This window comes from Bacillus sp. EB01 (assembly GCF_000613125.1).
GTDB lineage: Bacteria > Bacillota > Bacilli > Bacillales > Cytobacillaceae > Bacillus_D.
Genome location: NZ_HG964497.1, coordinates 2,842,083 through 2,868,669, shown reverse-complemented (window position 1 = coordinate 2,868,669; position 26,587 = coordinate 2,842,083). Strand labels below are relative to the sequence as shown.

General features: G+C 43.8%; 16 protein-coding genes. 15 read left to right on the top strand and 1 reads right to left on the bottom strand.

The features are described 5' to 3' along the window. The 11 genes from TY16_RS26595 to TY16_RS13150 all read left to right on the top strand — a co-directional run. The coding region (locus TY16_RS26595) for a PP2C family protein-serine/threonine phosphatase (RefSeq protein ID WP_043932375.1) at window positions 1-646 on the top strand (646 nt) is incomplete at its 5' end. Between the two features lie 15 nt (window positions 647-661). Then, entirely contained in the window at window positions 662-2,347 is a 1,686-nt protein-coding gene (locus tag TY16_RS13195; protein ID WP_043932374.1) for a serine/threonine protein kinase, read from the top strand. Between the two features lie 12 nt (window positions 2,348-2,359). Next, window positions 2,360-3,625, top strand: a complete 1,266-nt coding sequence (locus tag TY16_RS13190) for a hypothetical protein (protein ID WP_043932373.1) — start codon at window positions 2,360-2,362, stop codon at window positions 3,623-3,625. Window positions 3,626-3,639: 14 nt separating this feature from the next. Beyond that, entirely contained in the window at window positions 3,640-8,787 is a 5,148-nt protein-coding gene (locus tag TY16_RS13185) for a hypothetical protein (RefSeq protein WP_043932372.1), read from the top strand. Between the two features lie 102 nt (window positions 8,788-8,889). Beyond that, window positions 8,890-9,141 carry a hypothetical protein gene (locus TY16_RS13180; protein WP_043932371.1) on the top strand — a complete coding sequence of 84 codons (252 nt, stop codon included), beginning with the start codon at window positions 8,890-8,892 and terminating at the stop codon, window positions 9,139-9,141. 212 nt (window positions 9,142-9,353) lie between these two features. After that, on the top strand, window positions 9,354-11,054 hold the full coding sequence (locus tag TY16_RS13175) for a fibronectin type III domain-containing protein (RefSeq protein ID WP_043932370.1): 1,701 nt from the start codon (window positions 9,354-9,356) through the stop codon (window positions 11,052-11,054). A 493-nt stretch (window positions 11,055-11,547) separates the two neighbouring features. Next, complete coding sequence (locus TY16_RS13170; RefSeq protein WP_043932369.1) at window positions 11,548-12,114, top strand: transposase; 567 nt, start codon at window positions 11,548-11,550, stop codon at window positions 12,112-12,114. 127 nt (window positions 12,115-12,241) lie between these two features. Beyond that, entirely contained in the window at window positions 12,242-14,131 is a 1,890-nt protein-coding gene (locus tag TY16_RS13165; protein ID WP_043932368.1) for a triple tyrosine motif-containing protein, read from the top strand. A 53-nt stretch (window positions 14,132-14,184) separates the two neighbouring features. Next, window positions 14,185-17,829, top strand: a complete 3,645-nt coding sequence (locus TY16_RS25255; RefSeq protein WP_052342716.1) for an Ig-like domain-containing protein — start codon at window positions 14,185-14,187, stop codon at window positions 17,827-17,829. Between the two features lie 123 nt (window positions 17,830-17,952). After that, window positions 17,953-18,930 carry a hypothetical protein gene (locus TY16_RS13155; protein ID WP_043932367.1) on the top strand — a complete coding sequence of 326 codons (978 nt, stop codon included), beginning with the start codon at window positions 17,953-17,955 and terminating at the stop codon, window positions 18,928-18,930. A gap of 72 nt (window positions 18,931-19,002) precedes the next feature. Then, window positions 19,003-19,719 (top strand): HAD family hydrolase, encoded by a 717-nt coding sequence (locus TY16_RS13150; protein ID WP_043932366.1) that lies wholly within the window; start codon window positions 19,003-19,005, stop codon window positions 19,717-19,719. Between the two features lie 269 nt (window positions 19,720-19,988). Here TY16_RS13150 and TY16_RS13145 read toward each other — a convergent pair whose 3' ends face one another. After that, window positions 19,989-20,228, bottom strand: a complete 240-nt coding sequence (locus TY16_RS13145) for a hypothetical protein (protein WP_043932365.1) — start codon at window positions 20,226-20,228, stop codon at window positions 19,989-19,991. 270 nt (window positions 20,229-20,498) lie between these two features. Between TY16_RS13145 and TY16_RS13140 the strand changes: the two genes are divergently transcribed. From TY16_RS13140 to TY16_RS13125, 4 genes are all read left to right on the top strand, one after another. Continuing rightward, a complete protein-coding gene (locus TY16_RS13140) occupies window positions 20,499-20,963 on the top strand; it encodes a DMP19 family protein (RefSeq protein ID WP_043932364.1) in 465 nt (154 codons plus the stop codon). A 354-nt stretch (window positions 20,964-21,317) separates the two neighbouring features. Next, on the top strand, window positions 21,318-22,403 hold the full coding sequence (locus TY16_RS13135; protein ID WP_043932363.1) for a hypothetical protein: 1,086 nt from the start codon (window positions 21,318-21,320) through the stop codon (window positions 22,401-22,403). After that, window positions 22,403-24,538, top strand: coding sequence for an McrB family protein (locus tag TY16_RS13130; protein WP_043932362.1), 2,136 nt, complete (start codon window positions 22,403-22,405; stop codon window positions 24,536-24,538). Before TY16_RS13135 ends, TY16_RS13130 begins: the two co-directional genes overlap by 1 nt. After that, a complete protein-coding gene (locus TY16_RS13125; RefSeq protein WP_043932361.1) occupies window positions 24,522-26,360 on the top strand; it encodes a DUF2357 domain-containing protein in 1,839 nt (612 codons plus the stop codon). The genes TY16_RS13130 and TY16_RS13125 overlap by 17 nt, the downstream gene beginning before the upstream one ends. Window positions 26,361-26,587: the final 227 nt, after the last annotated feature.

Sequence of the window (26,587 nt, the reverse complement as noted above, 5' to 3'; positions counted from 1 at the left end):
CGGGATGGGCGGGCTTGCCAAGGGGGAGCTAGCGAGCGCCAGTGTTGTCAAGGCGTTTTCCACCTGGTTTGAAGAGGAACTGCCGGAGCAGCTTAAGGTGGGAAACTGGGAAGATATTCGTTACCGCTGGGAGCGAATCATCAAAGAGCAGAACCACCGGATTGGCGAGTATGGAAGGCGGGAGAGGATTCAGCTCGGTACAACGCTTACAGCATTGCTCCTCATTGATGACCAATTCATGCTGGTCGCGCATGTTGGGGATTCCAGGGTGTACCGGATTAATGAAAAACTGCAAATCCTTACCGAAGACCAGACAGTTGTCGGCAGGGAAGTGAGGCGAGGCAATATGACACCCGAGCAGGCTAGGCGTGATCCGAGGCGGAATGTTCTTTTGCAATGCATAGGAGCGTCAAAACTAGTCGAGCCCCAATATATTTTCGGCCGGCCTGTTCCTGGCGAGGTGTATCTCATGTGTTCGGACGGCTTCCGCCACACTATAACCGCGGATGAAATCTACCGGGCGTTTAAGCCTGATGAGCTGCACGGGGAAACCGAGATGATCCGGCGGTCAAAAGGAATGGTTGAGTTAAACAAGCAAAGGCAGGAAACAGATAATATCTCGGTTCTGCTTGTTAAAATTCAGTAAGGATGGCGATTTTTTATGGCCGTGATCGGATCTGTTTTAGAAGGAAAGTATGAAATACTAAAGCTCATTGGCCAGGGCGGCATGTCAAAGGTGTACCTAGCCATGGATAAGCGCCTCAATAAGCAATGGGCTGTAAAGGAAATCGAAAAGCGGGCGCGTGATAAGAACAACGAAATCATATACCAGAGCGCGCTTGCCGAAGCGAATATGATTAAGCGCCTCGACCACCCGGCTTTGCCGCGGATTGTTGATATCATTGATAACCGCGACAGGATATTTGTCATTATGGACTATATTGAAGGCGAGCCGCTCGACAAGATTCTTGACGAATACGGCGCACAGCCTCAGGAACTGGTCATTGAGTGGGCCAAACAGCTTTGCGAGGTTCTTGATTATTTACATACACGAAATCCAACCATTATCTACAGAGATATGAAGCCCGCCAACGTAATGCTTAAGCCGGATGGAAATCTGAAGTTGATCGACTTCGGAATTGCCCGTGAATACAAGGAGCAAAATCTCGCCGATACAGTCAGCCTCGGGACAAAAGGGTATGCCGCTCCAGAGCAGTTTGGCGGCAAGGGCCAAACCGACCCGCGGACCGATGTGTATTGCCTGGGGGTCACACTTTATCATCTTGTGACCGGGCATAACCCAAGCGAGCCTCCGTATGAGCTTTATCCAATCCGTTACTGGAATCCGCACCTGTCAGGAGGACTTGAACGGATTATCGAAAAATGCACGCAGCTTAATCCGGATGACCGCTATCAATCATGTGCCGAGCTTCTCTATGCACTCCATCATTATGAGGAATTTGACGACGTGTACAGGGAGAGGCAAAAGAAGAAGCTGCGCAATTTCTCTGTTGTCGCAGGCTCCTCGCTTCTGTTTTTAATGATTGGGATTTTCGGCCAGGTTATGAACGTGAAGGCTGACAATGCGGATTACAGCCGGAACATCGAGTTGGCGAAAAAAGCCTCGGCATCTTCCAAAAAAGTAGACTACTATTTTAATGCGATTGAAATCAAGCCGACGGAAAACAGCGCCTATATTGGCCTGCTTAATACGTTCAAGGCAGATGCCAGTTTTACAATCGAGGAAGAGGAAATTTTTAAGAAAAAGCTCAATCCGAACTTGATCGAGTTCCGTGAGAATCCCGAATATGCCGACCTTGCCTTCGAGGTTGGAAAGGCCTACTGGTATTACTATGATTATGGAAAAAGCGAATCCACAGATAATCAGGTAACAAGGATGAAGAGCTCGATTGAGTGGTTTGAGGATGCGGTCGAATATGGCTCCGCCGACAAGGATTATTATGAAATGGCTGTTATATACCGTGATATCGGGAAGTTCAACCAGGACATTATGCTTCAAATCGAAGAAGCGTCCGACCAGGGCAAGTATAAGCCATACTGGGAACATCTCAAGAAGCTGATTGAGCTGATTGACGGGAAGCCAAATGAAAGTGAAATCGTTAAGCTAGAGCTGTATAAATTGGCAATGTATTCAATCGAGACATATGCCCGTAAGTTTAAGCTCGATGGCATCAGTGAGGAAGATATTCGCTCTGTAGCGAATGGGGTTAAGCACTCGACCAGCAATGTCGCGGTCACCGCAGAAAAGACAGAAGAGATTAAAAAGAGCATTATCAGCCGTTTTGAGATTACAGATAAGGCAATTGATAATGCCTATCGGGAGTAAAGGGGGATTCAGATGGATGCTTACATTTGGCAAATCATATCTATCGCCGGATATTCGCTGGCAGGATTGATGTTTGTGGCAGCCGTTTTCATGTTTTTTAAACTGAATATCCCCGCGATTTATGGCGACTTGAGCGGCCGAACGGCAGCAAAGCAAATCAGGGAGATTCGCGAGCAGAACTCCAATTCAGGACGAAAGGTCTTTCAGCCAGATGCCTTCAATCTCGAGCGCGGCGAGCTAACATCGAAGGTAGAATCAAAGTCTAGCAGATTGCGAAAAGCCCTAACGCAAAGAACAGGCTCAAAAAGGCTGGATAAAAAAGGCCAAACTGTAGAGGCCTCCCATCCTACAGTGGTCAGCATTCCGACGGATGTCCTTCCGCAAAATAGTGTCAGCGGCCGAAATGTCCAACCGGCAGCCGCTGCGCCAATATATGGCAGCGATGGCACAGTTGTCCTCTTTTCAACTGATGAAGGATCGATCCAAAGGGATAGCACCTTCCAGTGGGGAGAACACCAAACAGAAGATGCTGCCACTATAAAGGGAGAATCGGGATGGACTCGCGAAACCACAGTTCTTGCTGGTTACCAGAGCGGTAATTCGGAAACTACAGTTCTATCAGATCTGCAGAATGGCAGCGCAGAAACCACAGTACTTGTGAATGAACTGAGTGACACTGCGGAAACCACTGTCCTTGCAGGTGTGCAAAACGGGGGTGCGGAGACCACTGTACTTCCAATTGTACAAAGTGGCAGCGCAGAAACCCCAGTACTTATAAATGGAGTGGGTGGCAGCGCAGAAACCACAGTACTTATGAATGAAGTGAGTAGCGGCGCAGAAACCACTGTCCTTTTACAGGAGGGCCATGCCACGTCGGCAGCGGAAACTGAAGTTCTTTTTCAAAAAGAAGAAGGGTTTGGGTTTGGGCATGAGGTCTTGCCGGATGGAGCAGAAATTCTTTCCCCGGAAATAGAAGACGTTGCAGCGGGAACCGAAGTGCTCTCAGAAGGAACGGAAGTCCTTGGCGAAATGGCATCGGGTACAGAAGTCCTCGCTGGCGGTGTTGAAGCTGTTCCGACTGTGGCTATGGCGGCTTCGAATGGGGCCGTTAGCAGTACGATAAGCGGTGGTGAGTTCCCGGATACGCAGGTTTTATCTGAAGGAACGACTGTGCTGGCGGGAACGACACTGCTGGAGACCGAGGAGACAGAGAAGCAGCCTATTGAGTTCAAGTTAGTAAAAAATATTGTCATCATTCATACAAATGAAGTTTTGTGAAGGAGGGGTTGGAAATGAGAGTGAGCAGGAAAGAGAAGTATATTCGGGCCAGGAAGAAATCGAGGTTCACTCGTGCGATGGCAGTTATGCTTTCGATTATGCTTGTCGCGTATAGTCTGCCATACAGTGCGATAGCCGAAACTGAACCAGAACCACCTGCGGCCGATGAAAACTATACTGTAAAGGTAGTCGATAAAGGTGATCCGGTTGCTGGCCAGGAGATTGTTGTACATAACGGAAGCGAAGAAGTGAACTTCACAGCAACGACAGATGAGTTAGGTGTCGCAGAGTTTCCTGAATTCGCTAAAACAGTTTTTGGAGAAAACTTTACTTTTGTTGTCGGTGAACAATCTTTTGAAAGAACGCTAATCGAGGGGAAGATTGAGCACCTCATTTTTGATATGACAACAGGTGAGGTGACCGAAGAACCGGTTGTGGCACCAGAGCCGCCGGGACCGACCCATTATACGGTAACGGTGACCCAGACTGGTGAGGGTAAAGTATTCCTGGATGGAAAGGAATATAAAGGAGCAACTGAGTTTAAAAAGAAAACAGATGTCCCTGTAAATATCATTCCTGAAAAAAATTCTCTCATTAAAAAGGTCGAAATTGACGGCAAAGAGGAGAAAGTTTCAGATAATCAACAGTTCAAAACAGAGATTAAGAATCTTTCTGCGGATACAACCATCAACGTTGAGTTCGCGGTAAAAACATACACTATTACGTTCAACAGCAACGGTGATGGTGCATTGAAGAATGAAGCTGGTGAGGTGATTTCCTCTGAAGGCGGCACTGTTACGGTGAATCACGGCGAAAACAGTACGTTTACAATTGACCCGGCAGAGGGGCATCATCTGAAGGAGCTTCGGATCGATGGAGAAAGATATTGGAATCTTGATAGGCTGAAGGAAGGCGATGTCTATACATATACCTTCAAGAGTGTTACAGAGAATCACGAGGTCGAAGTGATTTTTGAAATCAATACGTATAAGGTCGATTCTTTTGTAGCGGAGGGTTATGGTTCCATTTCGACAGATAAGGCAGAAGTTAAGCATAGTGGTAACGTCGTTGTTACCATGAAGCCATTGAATAACTCCTATGAAGTAGCCGAGCTGCTTGTGAATGGAGAAAATAAGACTGCTGAGATTGTGGATGATAATAACGATGAAGGTACCTACTCCTACACGGTTACCGGAGTGACCAAGGATACCGAGATATCCGCCAAATTCGTACCGGTGCCTGCTCTTGATGGTGATTGGAAGACGTATGTGTCTGTTACACCTGAGAAAGGCAGTCTGATAACAAGCTATAAGGCTGGCACCGATGAAATCCTCGTCTTTTCTAAGGACGCTGTCATTAAGCTTGCGCCAGTTGATCCATATACAAGGCTCAGCTATGCGGACTCGGACTACTTCAGGAATTGGAGCCGTGATTTTACACTAAATAAGCCAACTTCGATTGAGCGCCTTTTTGTAAAAGAAAGAGGCTGGAAGGGAACAAAGGAAATTAAACTGCCAGGCAAAGTGATCCTGGTTTTTGACACAGCCAGTCCTGTCCTTGACAAGCCGGCCGTGACCGGAGCAAATGAGGCGGAGATTGATGGAACTGTCTGGTTCAGCGGAAAAGGTACCGTAACCGGCAAACTGACAAATGTACCGCAAGAGTTTGCCGGTATGGAATATTCAACCGAAATTGCGAAGGTGTATTACAGCAAAGAGCCGCATACTTCCAGCGAAATGCTGGAGGCTGGTTTTAACAAGGGAACCAACACCTATACCTTTGAAACAGTGGATGAGGATTATCAGGGTACGTACCGAATTTGGGCAGAAGATTTAGCCGGGAACGTATCTGATGTACAGGAATTCTCCCTGAACATTGATAAAACCAAACCATTGCTGGCTGAAGGTAAAGATGCAGTAACCTTCAAACAGAAAAACGATGGTGTTTTTGCAAAAACACTCAACTTCCTTTCATTTGGAACGTTCTTCAATAAGGAAATTGAGATTACTGTGAAGGTTCAGGATGAAGCATCGGGAGTTAAGGGAATTGCCGTAACAACTAGTGACAAGGAAGCAGTGCCTGTCCAGAAAAGCTATGAATCTGATGGCCTGACAGCTGAGGCGGTGTTTACGCTTGATAGCAATAGCTTTGAAGGTGCATTTACTGTAGATGTAACAGACAATGTGAAAAATACGAACCAGATTCTAGTGACGAAGGACAACTCAAATATTACTGCAGACAATAGCGGCGTCGTCATGATTGAGAAAACCGCTCCTGTTGGAAAAATAACCGTCAAGCCAAATCAGGGTGTTTCTTCTAACGGAGGCAATCAGTACAACGGTGATGTAAAGTTCGAAGTCACAGCTGAGGATGCGGATTCCGGTGTCAATACGGTTGTTATTGATATTAATGGCACGAAAGCCGGAGGAGAGTATTCTGACAAGGATGAAAAGGTAACCGGGCCGGTCAGCTATACAATCGATACGGGTGATCCGAAAATTAAAATTAACGAAGATGGCTCTTATGTGATTTCGGTATATGTGATTGATAATGCAGGCAATACATTCAAGACAGAGACGAAGACGTATAAGGATGCAACAAGCCCGGAAATCCTCGATTATTCCTTTTCAGTCCAGGCAGGAAATGGGAAGTTTGAGAAAGTCGAAGAGACTAACCAGCTGAAGAGCTCTGTCGAACTGACTCAGTATGGCTTTTATTTTAAAAAGAAAACAAAGGTCACTGTAACGGCTGAAGACCCGAAAGTAGCCAACGAATTTACAAGTAAAGTGAAATCGATGTCTGTGTACTTGAAGGACCAGAACAACGGCAAAACCTATGCGGTGCTTGGAAATGGCTCGCTTAAGGTAATTTCTGCAAAGGACGTTGGAAATCTTGTTCCAATTCCAACAACCGGCAAGCTGACCTTCGATGTTCCGGCTGCTTTTAAAGGACAGATTTTTGCAAAAGCGGCTGACCATGTCAACAACGAGGGCGCATTTGAAACACCAGATGGTACGGTTATTGAGAATACACAGCAGCATGCGAAGGAAAAGCATATCGAATTTGAAAAGCCAGAAGCTAGCTTTAAAGATAAGGATAATCTCGAGCTTTATCCGCAAAATGTTGATGTAAAGCTGACAGTTACTGATACGTATTCCGGATTGAGCGAGATTGAATGGTCTGTTGTGGCACCGAATGATAAAGATAACAACCAGAGCGGTAAAATTGTCATCAACAATGATAAGTCGTATGCGAAAGGCAGCGATGCAGCAGGCTGGAAACAAACAAGGACTGAAAAGAACCTTGTCACGCAAATGACCAGGACCTTGAAGGTTGCCAATAACAGCAATAACATTGTTGTTAAGGTTAAAATGACCGACCGAGCCGGCAACTCATCCGAGGAAAAGATTGAGTTTAGTATTGACAAGACTGCTCCGGCAATCGAGATGACCTATGACAATAACTCGCCGGATCCGGATTTCCCTGATTTTTATAAGGCAAACCGGACAGCAACGATTGTCATCACTGAGCGCAATTTTAACAAAGAAGATGTTGAGCACCTGATTACAAACAAGGACGGAGCGATTCCGGGCTTAAGTGGCTGGACGACACGCACGAATGCGGGAAATCCTGATCAAACGACACATACGGCAACAGTTAGCTACACGGCCGACGGTGAATACACGTTTGACATCAAATTCAAAGACCGTGCAGGCCATGCAGCACCGCCGGTTCCGCAAAGCAAGTTCACGATTGATAAAACAGAACCGAAAATCACTGTGTCCTACAGCAATAATGCCAGCGCGAACGGCAACTATTACAATGCTCCAAGGACGGCAACAATTTCGATTACGGAGCATAACTTTGATGCAAGCAGGATCCGGGTGACTGGTTCGGCAACCGATAATGGCAAGCCGGCAGCCTTCCCGGGAATAAGCGGCTGGAGCGCCAGGGGCGATGTCCATACCGCGACGGTAACGTATGCAGCGGACGCAGAATATAGCTTTGACATTGATTACACAGATAAAGCTGGCAACGTAATGGCTGATTACCAGACTGAGAAATTCATTATCGACAACACCGCGCCAAAGCTGGAAATCGCTGGTGTGAAGGATAAATCAGCAAATAAGGGTGCTGTTATCCCGGTTGTCCGTTTCTCTGATACGAATTTTGACAGGAAGGCCGTCTCGATTAAATTGTCTGGTGCAAACCGTAAAGCCGTCGCGCTTGATGGAAAGTTCGCCGATATTCCGAACGGCCAGGTGTTTACATTCAATGATTTTAAAAAGACAAAAGAAAATGATGACCTGTATACACTATCGGCCACTTTAATCGACTTTGCAGGTAATCAGTCAACGCAAACCATCCAGTTCTCAGTGAACCGGTTTGGGTCGGTGTATGCGTTCGATGAGTCTCTGCAGGCAATCGAGGGCAAATATGTCCAAAACGAACAGGATGTTGTTTTAACAGAAACAAATGTCGACAGCCTGAAAAAGGATTCCATTAAGGTCAAGATGACCAAGAACGGTACACCTGTCGACCTTGCGTTGGGGACGGATTATACCGTAACTGAGTCTGGAGGCGGCGGAACCTGGAGCCAATACAAATATGTGATTGGCAAGTCGCTGTTCGCATCTGACGGAAAATATACCGTAACGCTTTATTCAGAAGACGCCGCTGGAAACATTAATGAAAACATTGATGAAACGAAAAAAGCCGAAATCTCCTTCGGTATCGATAAAACAGCGCCAGTCATTGTGCCAATCGATATTGAGAGCGGAGAGCAATACCCGTTAGAAAACAAACCAGTGACGATTTCGATTAAGGACAATCTTGTCCTTCAGGACGCTTCCATCTTCCTTAATGATGTTGAAGTAGCCTTCAAGGCAAATGGCGAAAACTATACGTTCGAGATTCCAAGCTCCAACCAGAAGCAAAAAGTTAAAATCACTGCGGTCGATGCTGCTGGCAATGAGCTGACGAAGGAAGTGGATGACCTGCTCATCTCCACTAACCCGATTGTCCGCTGGTACAACGACAAGCCAGTGTTCATCGGTTCACTTAGCGGCCTCGGAATCATCGGTGTCGCCCTGGCAGCCTTGCTCCTGTTTAGAAGGAAGAAAACTGTCAACGAAAACACAATTGATGAAAAAGTAAGCTAAACTTCGAGACTTCGAAGGTGTGTCGGTGCACCTTCGAAGTTTCTTTTAACCACATTTGAAAACTAGTCTTTTTGCAGTTTTTAAGGTAGGGGGGGATTGTTTATGGACGAAACATTATTGCTTTTGATTCTTGTAGGCGTAAGCTTGCTGGTTAATTTCATTACGCTCGGAATGGTGATTTCTTTGCGGAAAAAGGTGGGCGGCAATTCGTCTGCGACTGTATCCAAAAAATCGAAAGCCCAATCGGCTGAGGCAGCCGCTGCGATTGAAGCCGGAGTTGTTTTTTGCAGGAATTGCGGAGGGCAGTACGATTCAACACGGACAGTTTGCCCGCATTGTGAAACAGGGCGGTAGGGTTTGTAACGAATAAATTATGCCGTTCCCAAGAGGCGGCGTACAGAACAACTGTTACAGTCGTTGCCTGCTTTATGAGCTAGTTTTTTCTATTACTTTAGAACTGTTTTTAATATATTCATAGTGAGAAACTTTGGATAAATATCCCTCTATTGGTATGATAGGTTACGAGTTAATCGTTACCCATCTATCGTTTTAAGAAAGGAGACAGTATGAGAAAGAGCGGCATTTATTTTTTACTGGCAGCCATGGCCCTATTTATCGCAATGTTTGTCCAGGATATAACAGCATCAGCTGCATCAGGGGACTTGAGTACTCCTCACAGCGCGCTGGATTATCATAAAATTACCTTCCAGGAATCTGCTGCACAAAAACCAAGGACATTGGAATTCGGGGAATTTGCACATTACTCAGGGGAAAATGCAAATTACATATTGAAACAGGATAGCTCTAATTATTCTCCACCGGCTTCGGATGAGCAGTGGATTTTGTTAGGATTCGATTTAGACTACCTTTCGGGGCAAGATAACTTAAAAGCTTCTGATTTTATTTCAAGTACTCAGGACTTCTATACATCCTCAGGGCAAAAAATAACTCCGCTAGCTGTATCCACTTTTAAAGGGGACCTGGCTGGTTATGGGGAAAAAGACGTAATTGTGGCACCCGGCCGGTATTCCGAGGTATGGTATGGAATCAAGCTGAAGAAGTCAGTTGGCTTTCCATTGATAAAAATTGGGACGGGTATCAACAAAACAACTGGAGCCGTTACCTATAAATGGTTTTCGACAGATCCTAACTATCTGGAGCCAGTGCTTTATTCCAAGGCCACAAGCGCTTCTGAGACAAGCATCAAATTGAGCTGGACCGCTGCGAATGGTGAAATAGATGGATATGAGATTTTCAGATCTACTTCGAAGAATGGGCCATACACAAAACTTGGTGCTGTTGCTGGCACATCCATAACCGATTCTGGCCTGAAGACTGGAACAACCTATTATTACAAAATTAGGACATTCTTTGATACCGGATACAGAGGTATTATTTATGGGAAGTATAGCCCAATCGTTTCTGCAAAACCGGTTCCGGCCGCACCGCAGAACTTTAAAGCGTACAGATACAGCCCGACGAGTGTAAAAATGAGCTGGAACGCTGTGTCCGGTGCAAATGGCTATGAAATTCACATGGCAACATCACAGACAGGAGCGTATACACATATAAGAACGACAACAAACACTTCGGCCATCAGAACACAGCTGACGACAGGAAAACCATATTACTTTAAGGTTAGGGCATACAAGATGGTTGGTACTGCAAAGGTGTACGGCAACTGGACCGTGGTGAAGAGCGCTACACCAAGCCTGTCCGTTCCAACCGATTTTAAAGCGTACAGGTATAGCCCGACCAGCGTGAAAATGAGCTGGGGTGCTGTATCGGGGGCAACTGGTTACGAAATCCACCGGGCAACCTCTTATTCAGGGACCTATTCGCATATTAGGACAACCGATAAAACATCGGCAATCAATACCCAGCTGACAACAGGCACAAGGTATTACTTTAAAGTGAGGGCATACAAGCTGGTCGGTACAAAAAGAGTGTACAGCGGCTGGACTGCTATTAAGAATGCAACACCAAGCCTGTCCGTCCCGACTGATTTTAAAGCATACCGATACAGCCCGACAAGCGTAAAAATGAGCTGGGGCGCGGTATCCGGTGCGAATGGCTATGAAATTCACATGGCAACATCCCAAACAGGGACGTACACACATATAAGAACGACAACAAACACTTCGGCCATCAGAACGCAGCTGACAACAGGAAAAACGTATTACTTCAAAGTCAGGGCATACAAGATGGTTGGTACGAAAAGAGTGTACAGCGGCTGGACAGTCATTAAGAGTGCAAGGCCGTATTAATAGTGTAGTAGTGATTGGTGAGGAGATCTGGCTGATAAAGCTGGATCTTTTTGCTTTTTTAAAATTGAACCAGGAAAGCCTTCCTGATTGTTGCTTTTTATCCTCAATCCTGGAAAGTGCGTTGTTCGGGGAGCGTTACCTAGTGATTTTTTGCTAAAGAAATAGCTACCCTTTACTAGTATCCCGATTGCTTTGCTAGTGAAAAGGGGCTAATTTATCTTCTGATAGAAAAATATAACTAGTAGGGCTTGAAGGTTTACTAGTTATCCCTTTCACACTTTTTTACTAAGCTTGGAACAATAATAGTGATTCGTAACTAAGAAATGACTAGGAAGAAATTTTAAAATTAACTAAAAGCTACTAGTGAATTAAAAGCAGGAGACCAAATCGAAATGTAGAATACTAACAATATCCCACACTTCACCATTACCACATCGCGTAAGCCTCCAAATAAAACCCACATAATCAAAATCCCTTTAAAGGAGTGGCTAATTTGCCTTCACCGAAACGAATCTGGTTTCCATCTGCACAGTTCCATATTATGGCTAGAGGCATACGAAGAACATCTCTCTTTCATGACGATGAGGACAGAAACATGTATCTTCAAATACTGTTCATGATAAAAAATCGTTACCCCTTTCACCTTCATTCTTTTTGCCTCATGCCAAACCACATCCATCTCCAAATCGAGACCATTGACCATCCACCATCCAAAATCATGCAAGCGATTCATTCCAGCTATGCAATGTATTTTAATAGGAAATATCACTATACCGGTTCCGTTTTTGAGAAACGATATCGGGCGAAAATCATCAAGTCAAGAAGATACGAGCTGGAATTGAGCAGGTACATCCATTTGAACCCGCTCAGGGCAGGCTTGACAGATAACCTTGACAAATATCCGTGGAGCAGTTTCAGAGCCTATGCCCTCGATGACAAAAACTCATCTGTTACTACAAGCCGGCTTTTATCCTACTTTCCCTATCCAAAACAAGACAATTACATCAACTTCGTTTTGTCAGCCAAACCAAATCCACTTAGCAATCACGTAAACCGCTAGCTAATTAGCTGATTTTATTGGGTGCTAAGAACTACTAAATTTTAAATATATATTTCTACAAAGTTATATTCTTCCACCTAAATGGTATAATGTTCCTATATACCAATTTGAAATAGAGGGGTCGGAAATGAGAAAAATTGTACTTTACGCGTTGGCTTTTTTGTTGGCGTTTTCAGCTGGGATTAGCCCTGCTGCTGCAGAGGGAGAGACAGGCTTGCCGACAGACTTGATTAACAAGCCTGCCAAGTTAACAGGAATTGAATTTGAGCCAAACGACGCAATTGAACATGCGAGTTCTATTGCGGTAAAGGATGGAGTTGAAGGCATCCTCCAGGATAAGTACGATGCCGATTTTTATAAAATTGACCTGCCTTATTCCGGAACCTTCAGATTTTATTCTGTTCTTGGAAAAGATTTAGATACTCATTACTTATACTTGAAGCGGCATGAGTTGGGCCTGTACGATGCAAGTGGAAACGAGTTGGCAGTTAGCAGCAATAAGACCATCTCGGATGACAGAGGCAATCTTTACTATGAATTTATAGAAGCAAGCCTGCAGAAAGGGTCCTATTATATCGCTGTTAAATCCAGGAATGGTGATGGGCCCGAACTTAAAAATACAGATTACATTCTCTTTAGTGAGGCAGACTTTGTTTCTGGTTTAGAAGTTACCGGAATAACGCCTGACTTTGCATCGCCGCAAATAGAGCGAAAGGCCATTACTTTCAAGTCTTCCGCAAATAAACCTGGACTTCAGTACCAATATTCCATTGATGGAAAAGTTGTCAGGGACTTCAGTACTTCAAATACCTATACATGGACACCGACAACGCCGGGAGATTACATAGTCAAGGTGGCTGTGAGAGATCCAATACATAAAGAAGTGACTGCCGAAAAGGAAATTGCCTATTCAATCAAGGCTTATGTTCCTGACTTCACCATTACGTCTTTAACACCAAATATTGCTTCACCATATGTGCCGAACAAAATTATCACGTATACTGCAGTTGCCAATAAAACCGGGCTCCAGTATCAGTTTTCAGTAAACGGTAAGGTTGTCCAGGCCTTTGGTTCAAAAACAACTTATGCCTGGAAACCGACTGCAATTGGCAAGTATACGATTAAAGTTGAAGTACGCCGGTCTCAGTATCCAAATCGGATTGTCAGCAAATCGGCTACCTATGAAATTAAGGATCCGAATGTTTATATTACATCACTGAAACCCAGTGCGGCTTCCCCATATCCAGTGAATTCAACAATTAAATGGACAGCGGCAGCCAAGGGGATTCAGCTGGAATATAGCTTCGCTGTTTATAAAAGCGGAACTTGGAGAACTGTACAAAGTTACTCTTCTAAAAACTATTATTCTTGGAAACCGACTTCAGCCGGATCATACCAGGTAAAGGTAACTGTCCGTAGCAAGGCATCAGGAAAAACTGCTTCCAAGGCTGTTAGTTATACGGCCTTTACACCTGCTAATTTTTCGGCACCGACTTTGAAGGCGAATAAGGGACTTCTTCAAAAAGAGGATACCGCGTTTACTTTTACAGCTAACTCATCCGGCAAATATCTTGAATACAGATTCAGAGTCAATGGTGTTGTTAAAAAGAATTACTCTTCAAGTAAGACGTTCAGTTTTACACCGCCGGCAAAAGGAAAATACACAGTGACCGTTGATGTAAAGGTGAGGGGAACTTCTACTGTAAAATCGAAGACACTTACCCTTGATATTCGAGAATCTCCAAGCTATTACATGATATGGGTTTATGATTATAGTTACGATGTTGGAGCAATTAGGGTTTATAATAGCGGCCGCTTCAGCCTTAAAGTTACGAAGTTTGAGGTTATAGAAAATGGGCGGGTAGTTTACAGTGAAAGTCCAAACTGGACTACGTATGCAGGTTATTATAGTGACTATTATTTTGATCCGGGGAAGTCTCTCTATAATATCTCTAACATTAGAGTTACCTATTATTATGATGGAATCAAGTACACTACAAATCTATATGCAAACTAAGTGCTGACAAAGAATTATAGACCTGGCTATACTGACAGGGAGAGGGGAAAAACGTGAGAAAAAAGAGGAGATTAGTAGCTTTCCTGCTGGTGCTGCAATTATTGGTATTACCGCTTACAACGGCTGCAGAAGAAGGTGATGCAAAGCCGGCAGAGAATCAGCAGACAAGCCAAACTGTAAGTGAAGAGAATATTAGTCCTTCAACTGGCAATAAATTAAACTCTTCATTAAACACAGTTAGTGGACAAAATCCCAGGAAAATGCAGGAGCAGTTAGATTTCACAGATCCTACCAGCTATCCGCTGATAAGCAAAGGTGGACGTATAGGAGACCTTACTGATACGTATGGGGGAAGCCAGTATTTTTTCTTTAAGAATTTAGCTGAGTACAGCTCGGACCAAATGGAGTTGACAATTGAGTATTACTCTGACTATACGTACTCCAAGGACCCGTATTTCTGGATTGAATTTTATACAGAAAGCCAAGGCAACTTAACGTTTGTCGGCAGTGTTGATTATGATACAACTGGTTCCGATGCGCTTTATTTGTATGCCCAGCTTCCAAAGTCTGTTTTTTTGAATCAGCCTTATCTATATATGAGGGCTGGCGTCACTGACACTTATGATGCAGACTACTGGGTTGATGTTGTCAACTTTAAAGTCGCCAATCCTTTTTACACTGGCGGCGGAGGCGATGAAACTGGCGGGGATTCGTTTGCGCTGATCAGCAACGAGTCGTTAAACGCTGAAGTAACCCAGCCAACAGGAACCTTCAGTATCAATAATAATAATTATTCGTTTTCAAAAGAGTTAAAGCAGGGGGCATATAAGCTTGATTATATTAAGCCATTTGATCCGGAATCATCAAAAGGAGGACTCGTCAAGAAAAACTCCCAGTCCATCCTTCCATCCTATGTAAAAGGCGATAGCAAATATTTTTGGACCGCAAATCTTGAGACCGGACAATACAATTCAACTAGGGCTACTCTCGCCTACAGTGGGACGAAAGCGAATATCTGGGTGAATGCGTATGACATCAGCGATTCTCAAGCCGAACAGCTTGGCAGGGAATTTGAATCAAGGATTTATCCTTCCGTTACATCCAATTTTGGGAAAGAATCCGATGTGAATGGCGATGGAAAAATCGATATCCTTGCGTATGATATCCAGGATGGTTTTAGCGGAAGCGGTGGTTTTGTGGCAGGGTATTTCTATTCAGGAGATTTGTACAATGATGCCTACTCCAATAAATCGGAAATCTTTTATGTCGATACGTACCCGCTTATGGGTTCCTATTCTGATGATGTAACTGCAGCATACGAAACGCTTGCCCATGAGTTCCAGCATATGGTCAACTTCAACCAAAATGTACTTGTCGAAGGCGGTTCTGATATGCCTGTATGGCTCGATGAAGCCTTCGCAATGGCAGCAGAGGAAATATATTTAGGCCGGGGCCTGACTGACCGATTAGACTATTATAATGCTTCCCAGTCAACTGCCAATGGGCATTCCCTTCTATACTGGGACTATGAAGGTGATACTCTTGCCAACTATTCGCTGTCTTATCTGTTCGGTCAATACCTGAAAATCCAGACCAACCGTGGCAATGCGATTTTCAAGGAAATTCTTACCGATTCAAACAACGATTATAAAGCTGTTGAGAATGCAGTGAAAAAGTATATAAATCCAAGTCTTACAATCGGAAAAGTAATGACAAATTTCCGCGCTGCTTTGTTGCTGAAAGAGCCTTTTGGCTACTATGGATTCAAGGGTAACAGTTTTTTTAATTCTCTTAATGTAAGGGCGTATAACGGAAACTCAGCAAATCTGCGCGGCGGGGGAGCAATTACTGTCCGTTACGATTCAAGTGAAGGATTTATTGAGCCTGTATCGAAGGGCGCAAATATCACTTACACCTACTTTAAGGAAGGGGAGAGCAGTGATACCGTCGCTCCTGCCAAACCTTTTGTCTATCCAGTTGGAGATAGTGATACAAAATTAACTGGAGTGGCTGAGCCCAATTCAGCTGTTTTTGCAAAAGTTGGCGGTACTGAAATTGGCAGGTCCTACGCAGGCAACGATGGCCAATTTACAATTGCAATTGCAAAACAGCGTCCAGGAACAACAGTTTATGTCTATGCAGAAGATGCAGCTGGGAACATCAGCCAGTCAACTGCAGTAACTGTCCAAGACAAAACAGCACCATCCGTTCCAATCGTGAATGAAGTATCTGATAAGGATGAAGAGGTAACTGGAACAGGGGAAGCAGGCTCAATCATTATAGTCAAGGCAGGCGGAATTGAAATCGGGAGGGCAACCGCCACAGTGTATGGTACATTCACTGTTAGGATTCCAGTCCAAAAAGCAGGGACTGTTCTGGCCGTGACTGCTTCAGACCGGATTAATAATGTAAGCGCGCCTGTATATATTACGGTAAAAGCACAACCATTTGACCCGATGGTAAATGGTGTGGCAAATGGCGGCTTTTACAATCATGATGTCGTGATAACATTTTTGGGAACGGCAACTCTAAATGGAAGTGAATTTACAAGCGGAAGAGCTGTAACTGATGAGGGAACCTATAACCTCGTTGTGACAGGAGAGAATGGCACCGCAGACTTGTCATTCACTATCGACAAGTCCATTCCTGAGGTATTCGGGGTGACCACTGGAACAGCATACAATACAGATGTCACGCTTTATTACGCAGACCCAAATCTTGGCTCTGCAACATTGAACGGCAAGCCGATTGCAAATGCTTCAACAATTAAGACGCAGGGCAGCTATGAATTTATCGTCCGGGACAAAGCAGGTAATAAAAGAACGGTAGTCTTTAAGATTGATAAAATTAAGCCTGTGGTAACTGGTGTCTCAGTGAATGGGCTTTATAACAAGGATGTTACGGTCAGCTTCAATGAAGGTACAGCCACTCTTGATGGCATTGCTTTTAACAAAGGGTCGGTTATCTCTAAGGAAGGCCTCCACAAGCTTATCGTGAAGGATGCGGCCGGAAATGTGACTGAAGTTTCCTTCATCATTGATAAAACAGGACCCGGGGTAACCGGAGTTGCAAAGAATAAGTATTACAATAAAGATGTCAGGGCTTATTTTACAGATGGCAATAAAGTAAAAAGTGCTACTTTGAATGGAGCTGCCTATGTAAGTGGTACACTTATCTCTGCAGCCAAAGTTTACACGTTAGTTGTAACCGACATGGCGGGGAATGCCACAACAGTTAAGTTCACAATCGACAAGACAGCCCCAAAGGTAACCGGTGTTGCGAACGGAAAATATTACAATAAAGACGTCCGGGTTTATTTTAATGAAGGTAAAGCTACCCTGAACGGCGCTGCCTTCAAGAGTGGGACTCTCGTTACAACTGCAAAGGCTTATACTTTGGTTGTTACAGATTCCGCAGGAAATAAAACAACAGTAAAATTTACAATTGACAAGACCAAGCCAGGGGCGCCAAAAGTGAATACTGTTAAAAGCACTCACCGGACTGTGGTTGGGACAGCGGAAGCCTACACTGTTATTACAGTGAAGGCTGGGACAAAGGTGATCGGAACCGCAACTACAGATAAATATGGTAAATTCAAGGTTTCTATCCCCGCGCAAAAGCGTAATATAACCCTTTATGTGACAGCAAAAGACCGCGCTGGCAACCTAAGCACCGCAGCGAAAAAGGTTGTGCAGTAATAATGAAGGTAGATGGTCAATCCGCTTTACTGGATTGGCCATTTACTTGTAAAAAAAGAGATTAACAAGTCTTTATAGAAATTTAAAGCTGGTTTATTTTGATTGACTAAGGGGGGATTGTACATGATTACAGAGGTGTATGTGCTGGGCCTTTTTTCTTTTGAAAATGAGGACAAGAAAAATATTATCTTTAATTCTGGAGAATTAAAAGACATCAACCAAAGTATAATGAGGCATTTAAAATATAATATGAAAACCTCAAAGGGCAAATGGGAAACGTATCATCTTGATTGTCAAGACATTACAAAATTATTTCCTTTCTCCCTTCAATGCAGCCATGCGGAAATGGGTTATTACCATCATCGGGTTATTTTTAAGTTCATCCTGGAGGGAGATATAGTCCCTAAAATACGGGATATCAGAGCAATACTTGAAAAGTTTGTGAAAAACACCATAGATAATTCAATAATAAAACCTAATTTAGATAAGGGGTTTATTGATAAAAGCATTTATCAACTGCTTATTCTGCATGAGGGGCTTCAGTTTTTTTTGAAAAAGGAAGACCCAATTTTTTCAGATGATACAACAACCATGGCATTTGATATAAATGAACCGAGGAAATATTGGATGGTTGGGCGTAAATACAATATCCGGATAAGTATTCCTTCGACGATCATTTATACCCGAGCGGGAGTTAGCGACGATTTCCTAAAAGCAATGACGAATTCCATCTATCATTATTGCCTTTATAAAATTAAGGAAGCGAAAAGCAGGAAAAGGAAAGAGCAGGAAATCAACAAACTCGCAAAGCCAAAACTGAAAAATGGAAAGCAAAAGAGACAAATCGAAATTGATGAGGTATGTATTGAGGAGGAGAAGCTGGTACACCTATGGCAACACATCCTTGATACGATGGGCGGACGTACACTTGATAAGAATCTTGCTAAAGTATCACAGACAAATTATATTCTTGCCTTTGCAGCATTTTTAATTGCTCTCTTCGCATTTGATCTTAATAAATTCCAGGATAATGTGGGCCTTTTTAAAGGATTTATTAAGGGAGTTTTTCATATGGTCGGTTCATGGTTCAATTTGAGTTAATCATGGAGAATTGGTATTCTGACTATACGGCATACATAATATGTGATGCAGAGTGAGAAAGAGGTGAGGATAATGGCAAAGTTATTGGCATTCGACATAGATAATACACTAGCTGGAATTAATAAGCCGATCCTCAAAGAAACAGTTGAAAAATTGCTGTTATTAGAAAAAAAAGGTATTCGGATTGCATTTGTATCAGGTAAGCCTGCTATATATATTTCTGGAATGGTACGTCAGGTCGGTTTAAGGGAAGCGATTGTTATTGGGGAAAACGGCTTAAATATTTACTATGGCTGTGCTGTTCCGCCGCGAGTGATCATAGATGCAGATGTGAAAGAAAAATCACGGGAGTTACTAAAAGAAATCCATAAGGAAATTGACTTCCATTTTAAAGAACGAGTCTGGTTCCAGCCCAATGCTCTAAGTGTCACAGCTTTTCCAAGGGATATTAAGGATATGCCCGAGCTTCGCCAAATTGTCGAGATTTTATTCAGCAGATATGATATTGCCGCCGAGTTGGTTTTTTATCAGCATTCTGATTCCATTGACATTGCCCCAAAGGACATCAATAAGGGCAATGCAATCAAATCACTCCTGGACAGGGAAGGCTGGTCCAGGGAAGATGTAGTCGCGATTGGTGATGGGGAAAACGACATCCCTATGTTTAAAGAAGCAGGATATACAGTAGGAATAAACTTTAAAGCAAATTTCAAAGTTGACATAAACGTCCAGGATATCAAAGCGGCACTCAAGGTCATTGAAGAAAAAATTAGTAACCTTGAATCTTAGGCACAAAAAAACAGCATCCGCCATAAGCGCTGTTTCCTTTTCAGGGACCAGACACAGGGCTGCCAAAATCGGATAACGATTCCGGCGGCAACTGCCTGCCTGCTACTGCTTCACCAATCTCAACTATGCTGCCTTCGCAGTCCCACTTCTTCTACTAGGAGTAAGTTTGAGGATTTATCACAGGAAGCAGCGCGATAGTGAAATTTAATAGATGCAAAAAAACATGGACCGGGTTTTTGACTGGTCTATGTTTTTTTACTATCTATGATTTAAGCGTATCGGATTCCTGCAGGTTTGATGTTTTCAATATCGGCGGAACTGCAAGGTGTGACTGCGTATGTCATTCCGCAGCTAGGACAGTCCATAATCACTGTTTCAAGCGTGAAAGCCTCGCCGCACTCACAATGCAATTCATGGGCAACCAATGGCGGATTAAATTGTTTTCCTTTACTTTTCACATGATCAACAATTGCCTTGCCATCTTCAAGACTTGAACAACCACAACTCATGCTGCAACTCTCCTTTTATTATCCTTATTACCATTAAAAATATCACAACCTAATTTTCCTGGATATGTGAAAAGTCACACAGTTTGACTGATGAATTACACAGGGCTTACTAAGTTCCAAAGTGTAACCTGTATTCCCGGCAAGATTGGCGAGCACAGCATAGTTTGAGAAAATCGCTTCTTGTTTCAGTGTCGACTAGCTATCTGCTTTTTCCAATATGTATAGGTGGTATAATTATCCTTAATCCAGAGATTAGAGGGGGAACCAACGATGAAAAACAAAGCGAACAGGAATGATGTGCCGAATCGCGACGAGATATGGAACACTGTACTAGCAACTCTTACCACTGCGGAAGATTTGGAGGGTAATCCGACATTAAGGGAATCTTCCATTCTATTTTACTATTATGCGGAGCTTGAGAGCGGCGGGCATGAGGCATGGCTGAACTGGCTTAGCGAAGACATCGCGCACGCCGGTATAGACAATTATCTTAATGAACTGACCGATATCTTGAAAAAAATCGGCGCAGATAGCTATGCAGAAATTCTTTATAGATACGGTAAGGACATGTGGGAATTGCATCTGGCGCTTGAGAACAGCGGAAAAGGAGAAGAGCGGTTTTATGAGATTATCCATAAAGCCGATGCTGCTTACTATAATTTAGATGATAAATTGCAGGTGTTGATAGAAGATTTCTTCGTGGAGAACCGTAGCAAACTGATAGGAGAAAATTAACGATATGCCGGCTTCCCGAATGATAAAAAAAGAATCAACAATTTTCTACATTTTTAGACTTCCGAACTATTTTATAGACTGAAAATCCTTTATTATAAAAAGGTACTAGTTGGGAAATCGGACTTGTACTTACACGCGACAAGAAAGAGTCATTTATTGAAAGTTTATCTTTACTTTGAAAACTGTCTAGCTCCAGCGCCTAGCGCCTAATGTACTTCGGTCCCCTCGTTACGATAAGTCAACATCGATTCGCTTTCGCTCATCGTGTTTCCTTTATCTCCTTCGAGGCCATCCAGTTCAATACGGCGCTGGGCAAGGCGCTTGCGCTTTTCTACTAAAGGGGAGGCAGATATTTTGAACAAGGAAACGTGGAAAAGGGTTCTTGAATCGTTCGATGACCAGGACCTGATTATGCTTTCGGCGGTCTCGGGCTTGAAGGTTCAGGGATTCCGGCAAATTAACGCCAACAATATTAAAGGTGCCAGGAAACTATTAATTAATGAAGCAATTAAACCTAAAAAACTCACCGCAGTTAGTAATGTCCTAAATAAACGGGCGGAAGCTGAGGAAAAAGAAGATGAAGACAAACGATATCGGTCGATGAATCTTGAGGAACTTTCTGAAGCAGTTAAAAATGGTGCGAAGTTGTATGAAATTCTTTCTTCCCTCTATTCAAGCGAGGATGAAGAAAAGCACAAACTGGCAAGCGAGCTTGAAGAAAAGCTGGCAGAAAAACCGGCCCAAGACCCTAAAGAAGAAGTCTCAGCCCCTCCGCAGACAGCCTCAAATGAAGCTGAACTAAGAAAAATCATTTCTGACCTTGAAAGAAAATTAAAAAAGGGGGAACAAAAAAATGCAGAGCAATCCTCTAAAATTACGAAGCTTGAAAAAAACCTGAATGATGCAAAAGAAAAGTTAAAAGAAGAAAAGAAAGAATTGAATCGAAAACTATCCCTATCCGGCCAGGAGCTTTCCAAGGCAAATGAACAGCTTCAGAGGCTAGAAAAAGAATCGGAGAATCATCTGAAGCAGCTGGCTGAAAAAGATGCTTTGCTGGCAGAACGGAATGCAACAATCTCTCATTTAAATGCACGTCTCCTGAACAGCGGCAGGGCGGGTAAAGATATGGCAGTTGAGGCTAATGATTCTGAACAGGAGCAAACGGGTGAATCTTCCAAAAAGAAAATAGCCCTGCTCGGAAACCCAAAAAACAAATCAATTATGAAAAACAAACAATATGAATTGGCTATTTTTGAAACATCAGAAATCGAGGAGATTTTTGAAACCGCTGATTGGGACGAGTTCAAGGAGATTTGGCTTCTTAAATACAAAGTGCCGGCTACAAAACAGGCATTCATTCAATCTCGGCTGGAACGGCCAGTAAAAATTGTTAATACATTCATAGATTTACGCAATTTGATTGAAAGAGGGAATTCTTAATGCATAACAAAGTTTGGGCAACAGATTTAATTGGTGTTGTCGCCGAAGATACGTACATAGAAAATACCTTCCGGGAGGCTGTGTTTGTCAATAGCCAGGATTTGCTGCAATTCCAAATCAAGCTTATCTCACAGCCGCCTGACAGTTTTCCGAATGTTAAATATATCACCGGATTCGCAACTGACTTGGTCAAATGGGGTTTTGAGGATGACCCATATACAACGGATGAAGAGCGCCAGCAGAATTTACGCGATTGGCTCAATGACAGCCTGCTAGTGTTCGTAGCTGAGCGGAAGATTCTTTATAACCATAATGAGGTTTACCAGGCAAAGAATATCAGGCTGATTCCGAAGGCGGAAAGCTACCACGATCGTGTGGCCTTGTTCCCGGTGCCAATATTCTCATGTGAGGCACATGGCATCACCTTTGAAGAGTTTCTTGAAAAGGTATCCAAGCGGAAATTCCTTGGAAGGATTGATGGCATTTCGACAGAAGCAAATGATACACCATCAATCATCCTTTGGAAAAATGCTGAAAATGAGTATGTGGCTTTTGGGGAATTTGATAAGCATCAATATGCCCATGGAGGCTTCAGTTTTTCAATCAGAGGCGAGCTAAAGAGCACTCCTTTTGAAAAAGATTGGCTAGATGATTCATATATTGATCCACTTAACATCCCGAATGTAATGTATGTAACGATTGACACGTATCAATACCTGACCGGTGCAATCGAAGCTGCTGATAGCCTCGATTTATCGAATGCCCTTCAGGAAGCTGCCGCTTCTGTTGCCGCACCTGAAAAAGAAAAACCGGTAACTACTGTGAAATCTGAGCCTATTTCTGAAGCTTCTCAGCAGGAAAAAGAAAGGACGGTACCGCAGGCAACCGGTATTGGCATTCAGCCAGCAGCTTCTGCAGGCACACTGAGTTCTGGTTCTCCATCGTCAGCCGGTCAGCACGCTCAGGCTTTCGCAGCTCAGCAAGCACAACCGGCAATACCGTCAAGCGCTCAGCCTCAAACAAAAGAAGAAACATCAGAATCGCGCTTCCTTGATTATTTCATCGCCACTACACAGGAGATGGGGCTGCTTTATTCAGAAAAGGATCTAGTCAATTTCCATACCGCGATGAAGTCATCCAACCTGGTCATTCTTGCGGGGATGAGTGGAACGGGTAAATCGAAGCTTGTTCAGGCATACAGCCGCGCGCTTGGCTTGTACTCCGACCAGTTCACGTATATATCTGTCCGTCCTTCCTGGACTGATGACGCCGACCTGATCGGGTATGCCGACACGCTTCATATGGTATACAGGCCTGGCGATTCCGGGCTAATTAATGTCCTTAAGCAGGCTGAGAAAGAAAAGGACAAGCTGTTCATCATCTGCTTTGATGAGATGAACCTTGCCCGTGTCGAGCATTATTTCTCGCAATTCCTATCGATTCTTGAGATGGATTCAGGCCGACGCGAGCTTCGCCTTTACAATGATGAGCTAGCGACTCGACTATACAACTCGGCTCAATATCCGCCGACCATCTCAATTAAGGACAATGTCATGTTCGTTGGAACGGTCAACCTCGATGAATCGACGTATCATTTTTCCGACAAGGTGCTTGACCGTGCCAATGTCATTCAGCTTGAGGTGCTTCCTTATGAGCAGCTGAAGGAGCTCGGCGATAAGAAGAAGGTTTTCCATTCCCGTGATCAGGTGCTAAATTATGAGGATTATGATTCGTTTAAAAATAACAATACTGCTTTGAATCTGACGAGCCGTGAACTTGAATTCCTCTGGAAGCTTCATAGCGGCCTGCAAAATGTCAACAGGCAGAGCGGGATTGGGCAGAGGATTGTCCGTCAGATTGATTCTTATTTGAAAAACCTTCCTGTCCAAGATGTGCTGTCAAGGAACGACGCATTTGATGTGCAGATTGTCCAGCGGATTTTGACAAAAATTAGAGGCTCCGAGGACCAGCTTCATTCGTTCCTTGGAACTTATGACAGGAATTCCGATACTCTTGCGAAAAGCTTCTTCTGGAACCTGTTAGAAGAATATAGTGATGTATCGGATTTCGAACAAACACGCCAATCGGTGATTCATAAAGCAAGAGAGTTGAAATTGAATGGCTATACATTATAGTGAAATGCCATTTACGATAACCTTTACGCTTGGATTCCTGGCAGGAAGTGCTGACAGGCAGGTAGAGTCATTCTATCAAACAGAGCAGGAGCTGTTCGACCACGCCGATTCAGCTGTACTTGAAATACCGGAGAATATTCCATTGAATGTAACATTCACGTCCGTTGATTCAACAGCCAGAATGTTCATGGATGGGCTTGATGCTTTGCCTGTTGGATTGCTTGAGCAGGAAGGGGATGGCGGCGAGATTTTCTTGAAGCCTTCCCAATCACCGCTCGTTTTGTTCCAGCATAATGGGGATGAGTATTATCCCTATATACCGGGTCTGTACAGGATTATGGTCGTTTTAGGGAGTAAGTCATATTTTTCATGGCTAAGGATCACCCCGAAGCAAATCAATGCCGACCAATGGGAAACGATGCGCGATGAAGTTGAGGCAGAGCTCCGCGGGCTTGCGCAGGATCTCATCCGAAAAAGCTACGGACTCCCGAAGGACGCCGATATCAAACTGTCTCCGGATATTCTCAGGCAATTCCGGATTATTGAGCACAGATTCCCTGCCATCATGGCATCGATTACTGACCTGTACAAGAAAATTAACTTTGCGATAAAAAAAGAATATCAGCTTATGCCTGAGGAAAAGGCAAAGGTTGTCGATGAAATTACCATCCGGCACCGGGTCCAGCATCCCGAATCTGATGAATGGCTGTTAACCCCTATTAAGAAAATCAACTATGATTTGCCTGAAAACCGGCTGGCAAAGAAGATTGTTAAGTCACTTATCGCTACTCTCAGCAAGTTCATCGTCTCTGTGGAAAATTATCAGAAGGAACTTGCAGCGGAAATCGAGGCACTTGAACAAGAGCGTTTTAACACAACCAGTACGATCAGCAGAAAACGGCTTATTCTGAAGGATTTGGGTGTGTACCTCGACAAATCAACCAAAATGCGCGGCGCTTTGAATTGGTTCAGGACCGCCCCATGGTACGGTGAAGTGAATCAGCGGATGGAGGCGCGAATTCCGCATGTGATGACGACTGATGTCCGCTACAGGACCTTATACCAGGTACAGCGTGAATTAAATAATGAAACGATAAACATTTCTTTTGACCAGGAGTATATGTACCAGTGGAAGCGGACCGACAAAATCTATGAAATCTGGGGTTTCCTGCAATTCGTTAAGCTGCTCCAGCATGAGGAGCTTGGCTTTGTTCCGACAGGCGGCTGGCTGTATGAGATGGATAATTTAATCGAGGATATTATCATCCCGACCATTCCGCCGGGCACGAAAATTACATTTAGCAAGGAACATTTAACGGCTTCGCTTGTATACGATGGAAGGATTCCGTCGCAGAGTACCGAAACCAATATGGAAAAAACGCCGCTGTACACACGTGGCACAAACAACCGGCCTGATGGACGCCTGGATTTATATGAGGACGGCATCTATATCGGAAGTCTCGTTTTCGATTTCAAGTACCGTCCGAAGGGATCCATTTGGAAAGAAGACCTTATCTCAACGAATGCCCAGACGACTACAATGAAGCAGCTCGTCAGCTATGCCTCCAACTTCAGCTCGAGCCATCTGTATGGGAACCGGGTGAACGACTATTTGAGAAAAAGGCTGCGGCCGGTGCCCGAAGTGTGGGCATTGTATCCGAAAAGACTCTCAAGCGGTGCCTCCGATTACTATGAGGACCATAGTGTCCGGCTCGTTGAATTAAGCCCGTCATTTAACAATATCCATCTTGTTACAGAGCTAAAGGAAGTCATCAACGACATCATTCAAACAAAGGAATCTGTTTTACATCCAATGGGGTAGAAAGAAAAGGCCTGCGCTGATTTTGGCGCAGGCTTGTTTTGTATTGAGTGCTAATCTTTTAAGTTGTATTGATTACTAGCTTTTGATGAGTTTACTAGTGATTAAAGAGCAGATTGCTAGTGAAAGTGCCATAAGTGTTTAAAGTGGCTGGTAAGAAAGAGTGGTGCGGGTCGTAGTCATTTCTAGTACTACTCTGAGTAGTATCATTTTTCATCGCGAGTTTACTA

Bases quoted from the DNA above. Each gene is read 5' to 3' on its own strand.
- TY16_RS13195 (WP_043932374.1), top strand. From the start codon at position 662: ATGGCCGTGATCGGATCTGTTTTAGAAGGAAAGTATGAAATACTAAAG.
- TY16_RS13190 (WP_043932373.1), top strand. From the start codon at position 2,360: ATGGATGCTTACATTTGGCAAATCATATCTATCGCCGGATATTCGCTG.
- TY16_RS13185 (WP_043932372.1), top strand. From the start codon at position 3,640: ATGAGAGTGAGCAGGAAAGAGAAGTATATTCGGGCCAGGAAGAAATCG.
- TY16_RS13180 (WP_043932371.1), top strand. From the start codon at position 8,890: ATGGACGAAACATTATTGCTTTTGATTCTTGTAGGCGTAAGCTTGCTG.
- TY16_RS13175 (WP_043932370.1), top strand. From the start codon at position 9,354: ATGAGAAAGAGCGGCATTTATTTTTTACTGGCAGCCATGGCCCTATTT.
- TY16_RS13165 (WP_043932368.1), top strand. From the start codon at position 12,242: ATGAGAAAAATTGTACTTTACGCGTTGGCTTTTTTGTTGGCGTTTTCA.
- TY16_RS13155 (WP_043932367.1), top strand. From the start codon at position 17,953: ATGATTACAGAGGTGTATGTGCTGGGCCTTTTTTCTTTTGAAAATGAG.
- TY16_RS13150 (WP_043932366.1), top strand. From the start codon at position 19,003: ATGGCAAAGTTATTGGCATTCGACATAGATAATACACTAGCTGGAATT.
- TY16_RS13145 (WP_043932365.1), bottom strand. From the start codon at position 20,228: ATGAGTTGTGGTTGTTCAAGTCTTGAAGATGGCAAGGCAATTGTTGAT.
- TY16_RS13140 (WP_043932364.1), top strand. From the start codon at position 20,499: ATGAAAAACAAAGCGAACAGGAATGATGTGCCGAATCGCGACGAGATA.
- TY16_RS13130 (WP_043932362.1), top strand. From the start codon at position 22,403: ATGCATAACAAAGTTTGGGCAACAGATTTAATTGGTGTTGTCGCCGAA.
- TY16_RS13125 (WP_043932361.1), top strand. From the start codon at position 24,522: ATGGCTATACATTATAGTGAAATGCCATTTACGATAACCTTTACGCTT.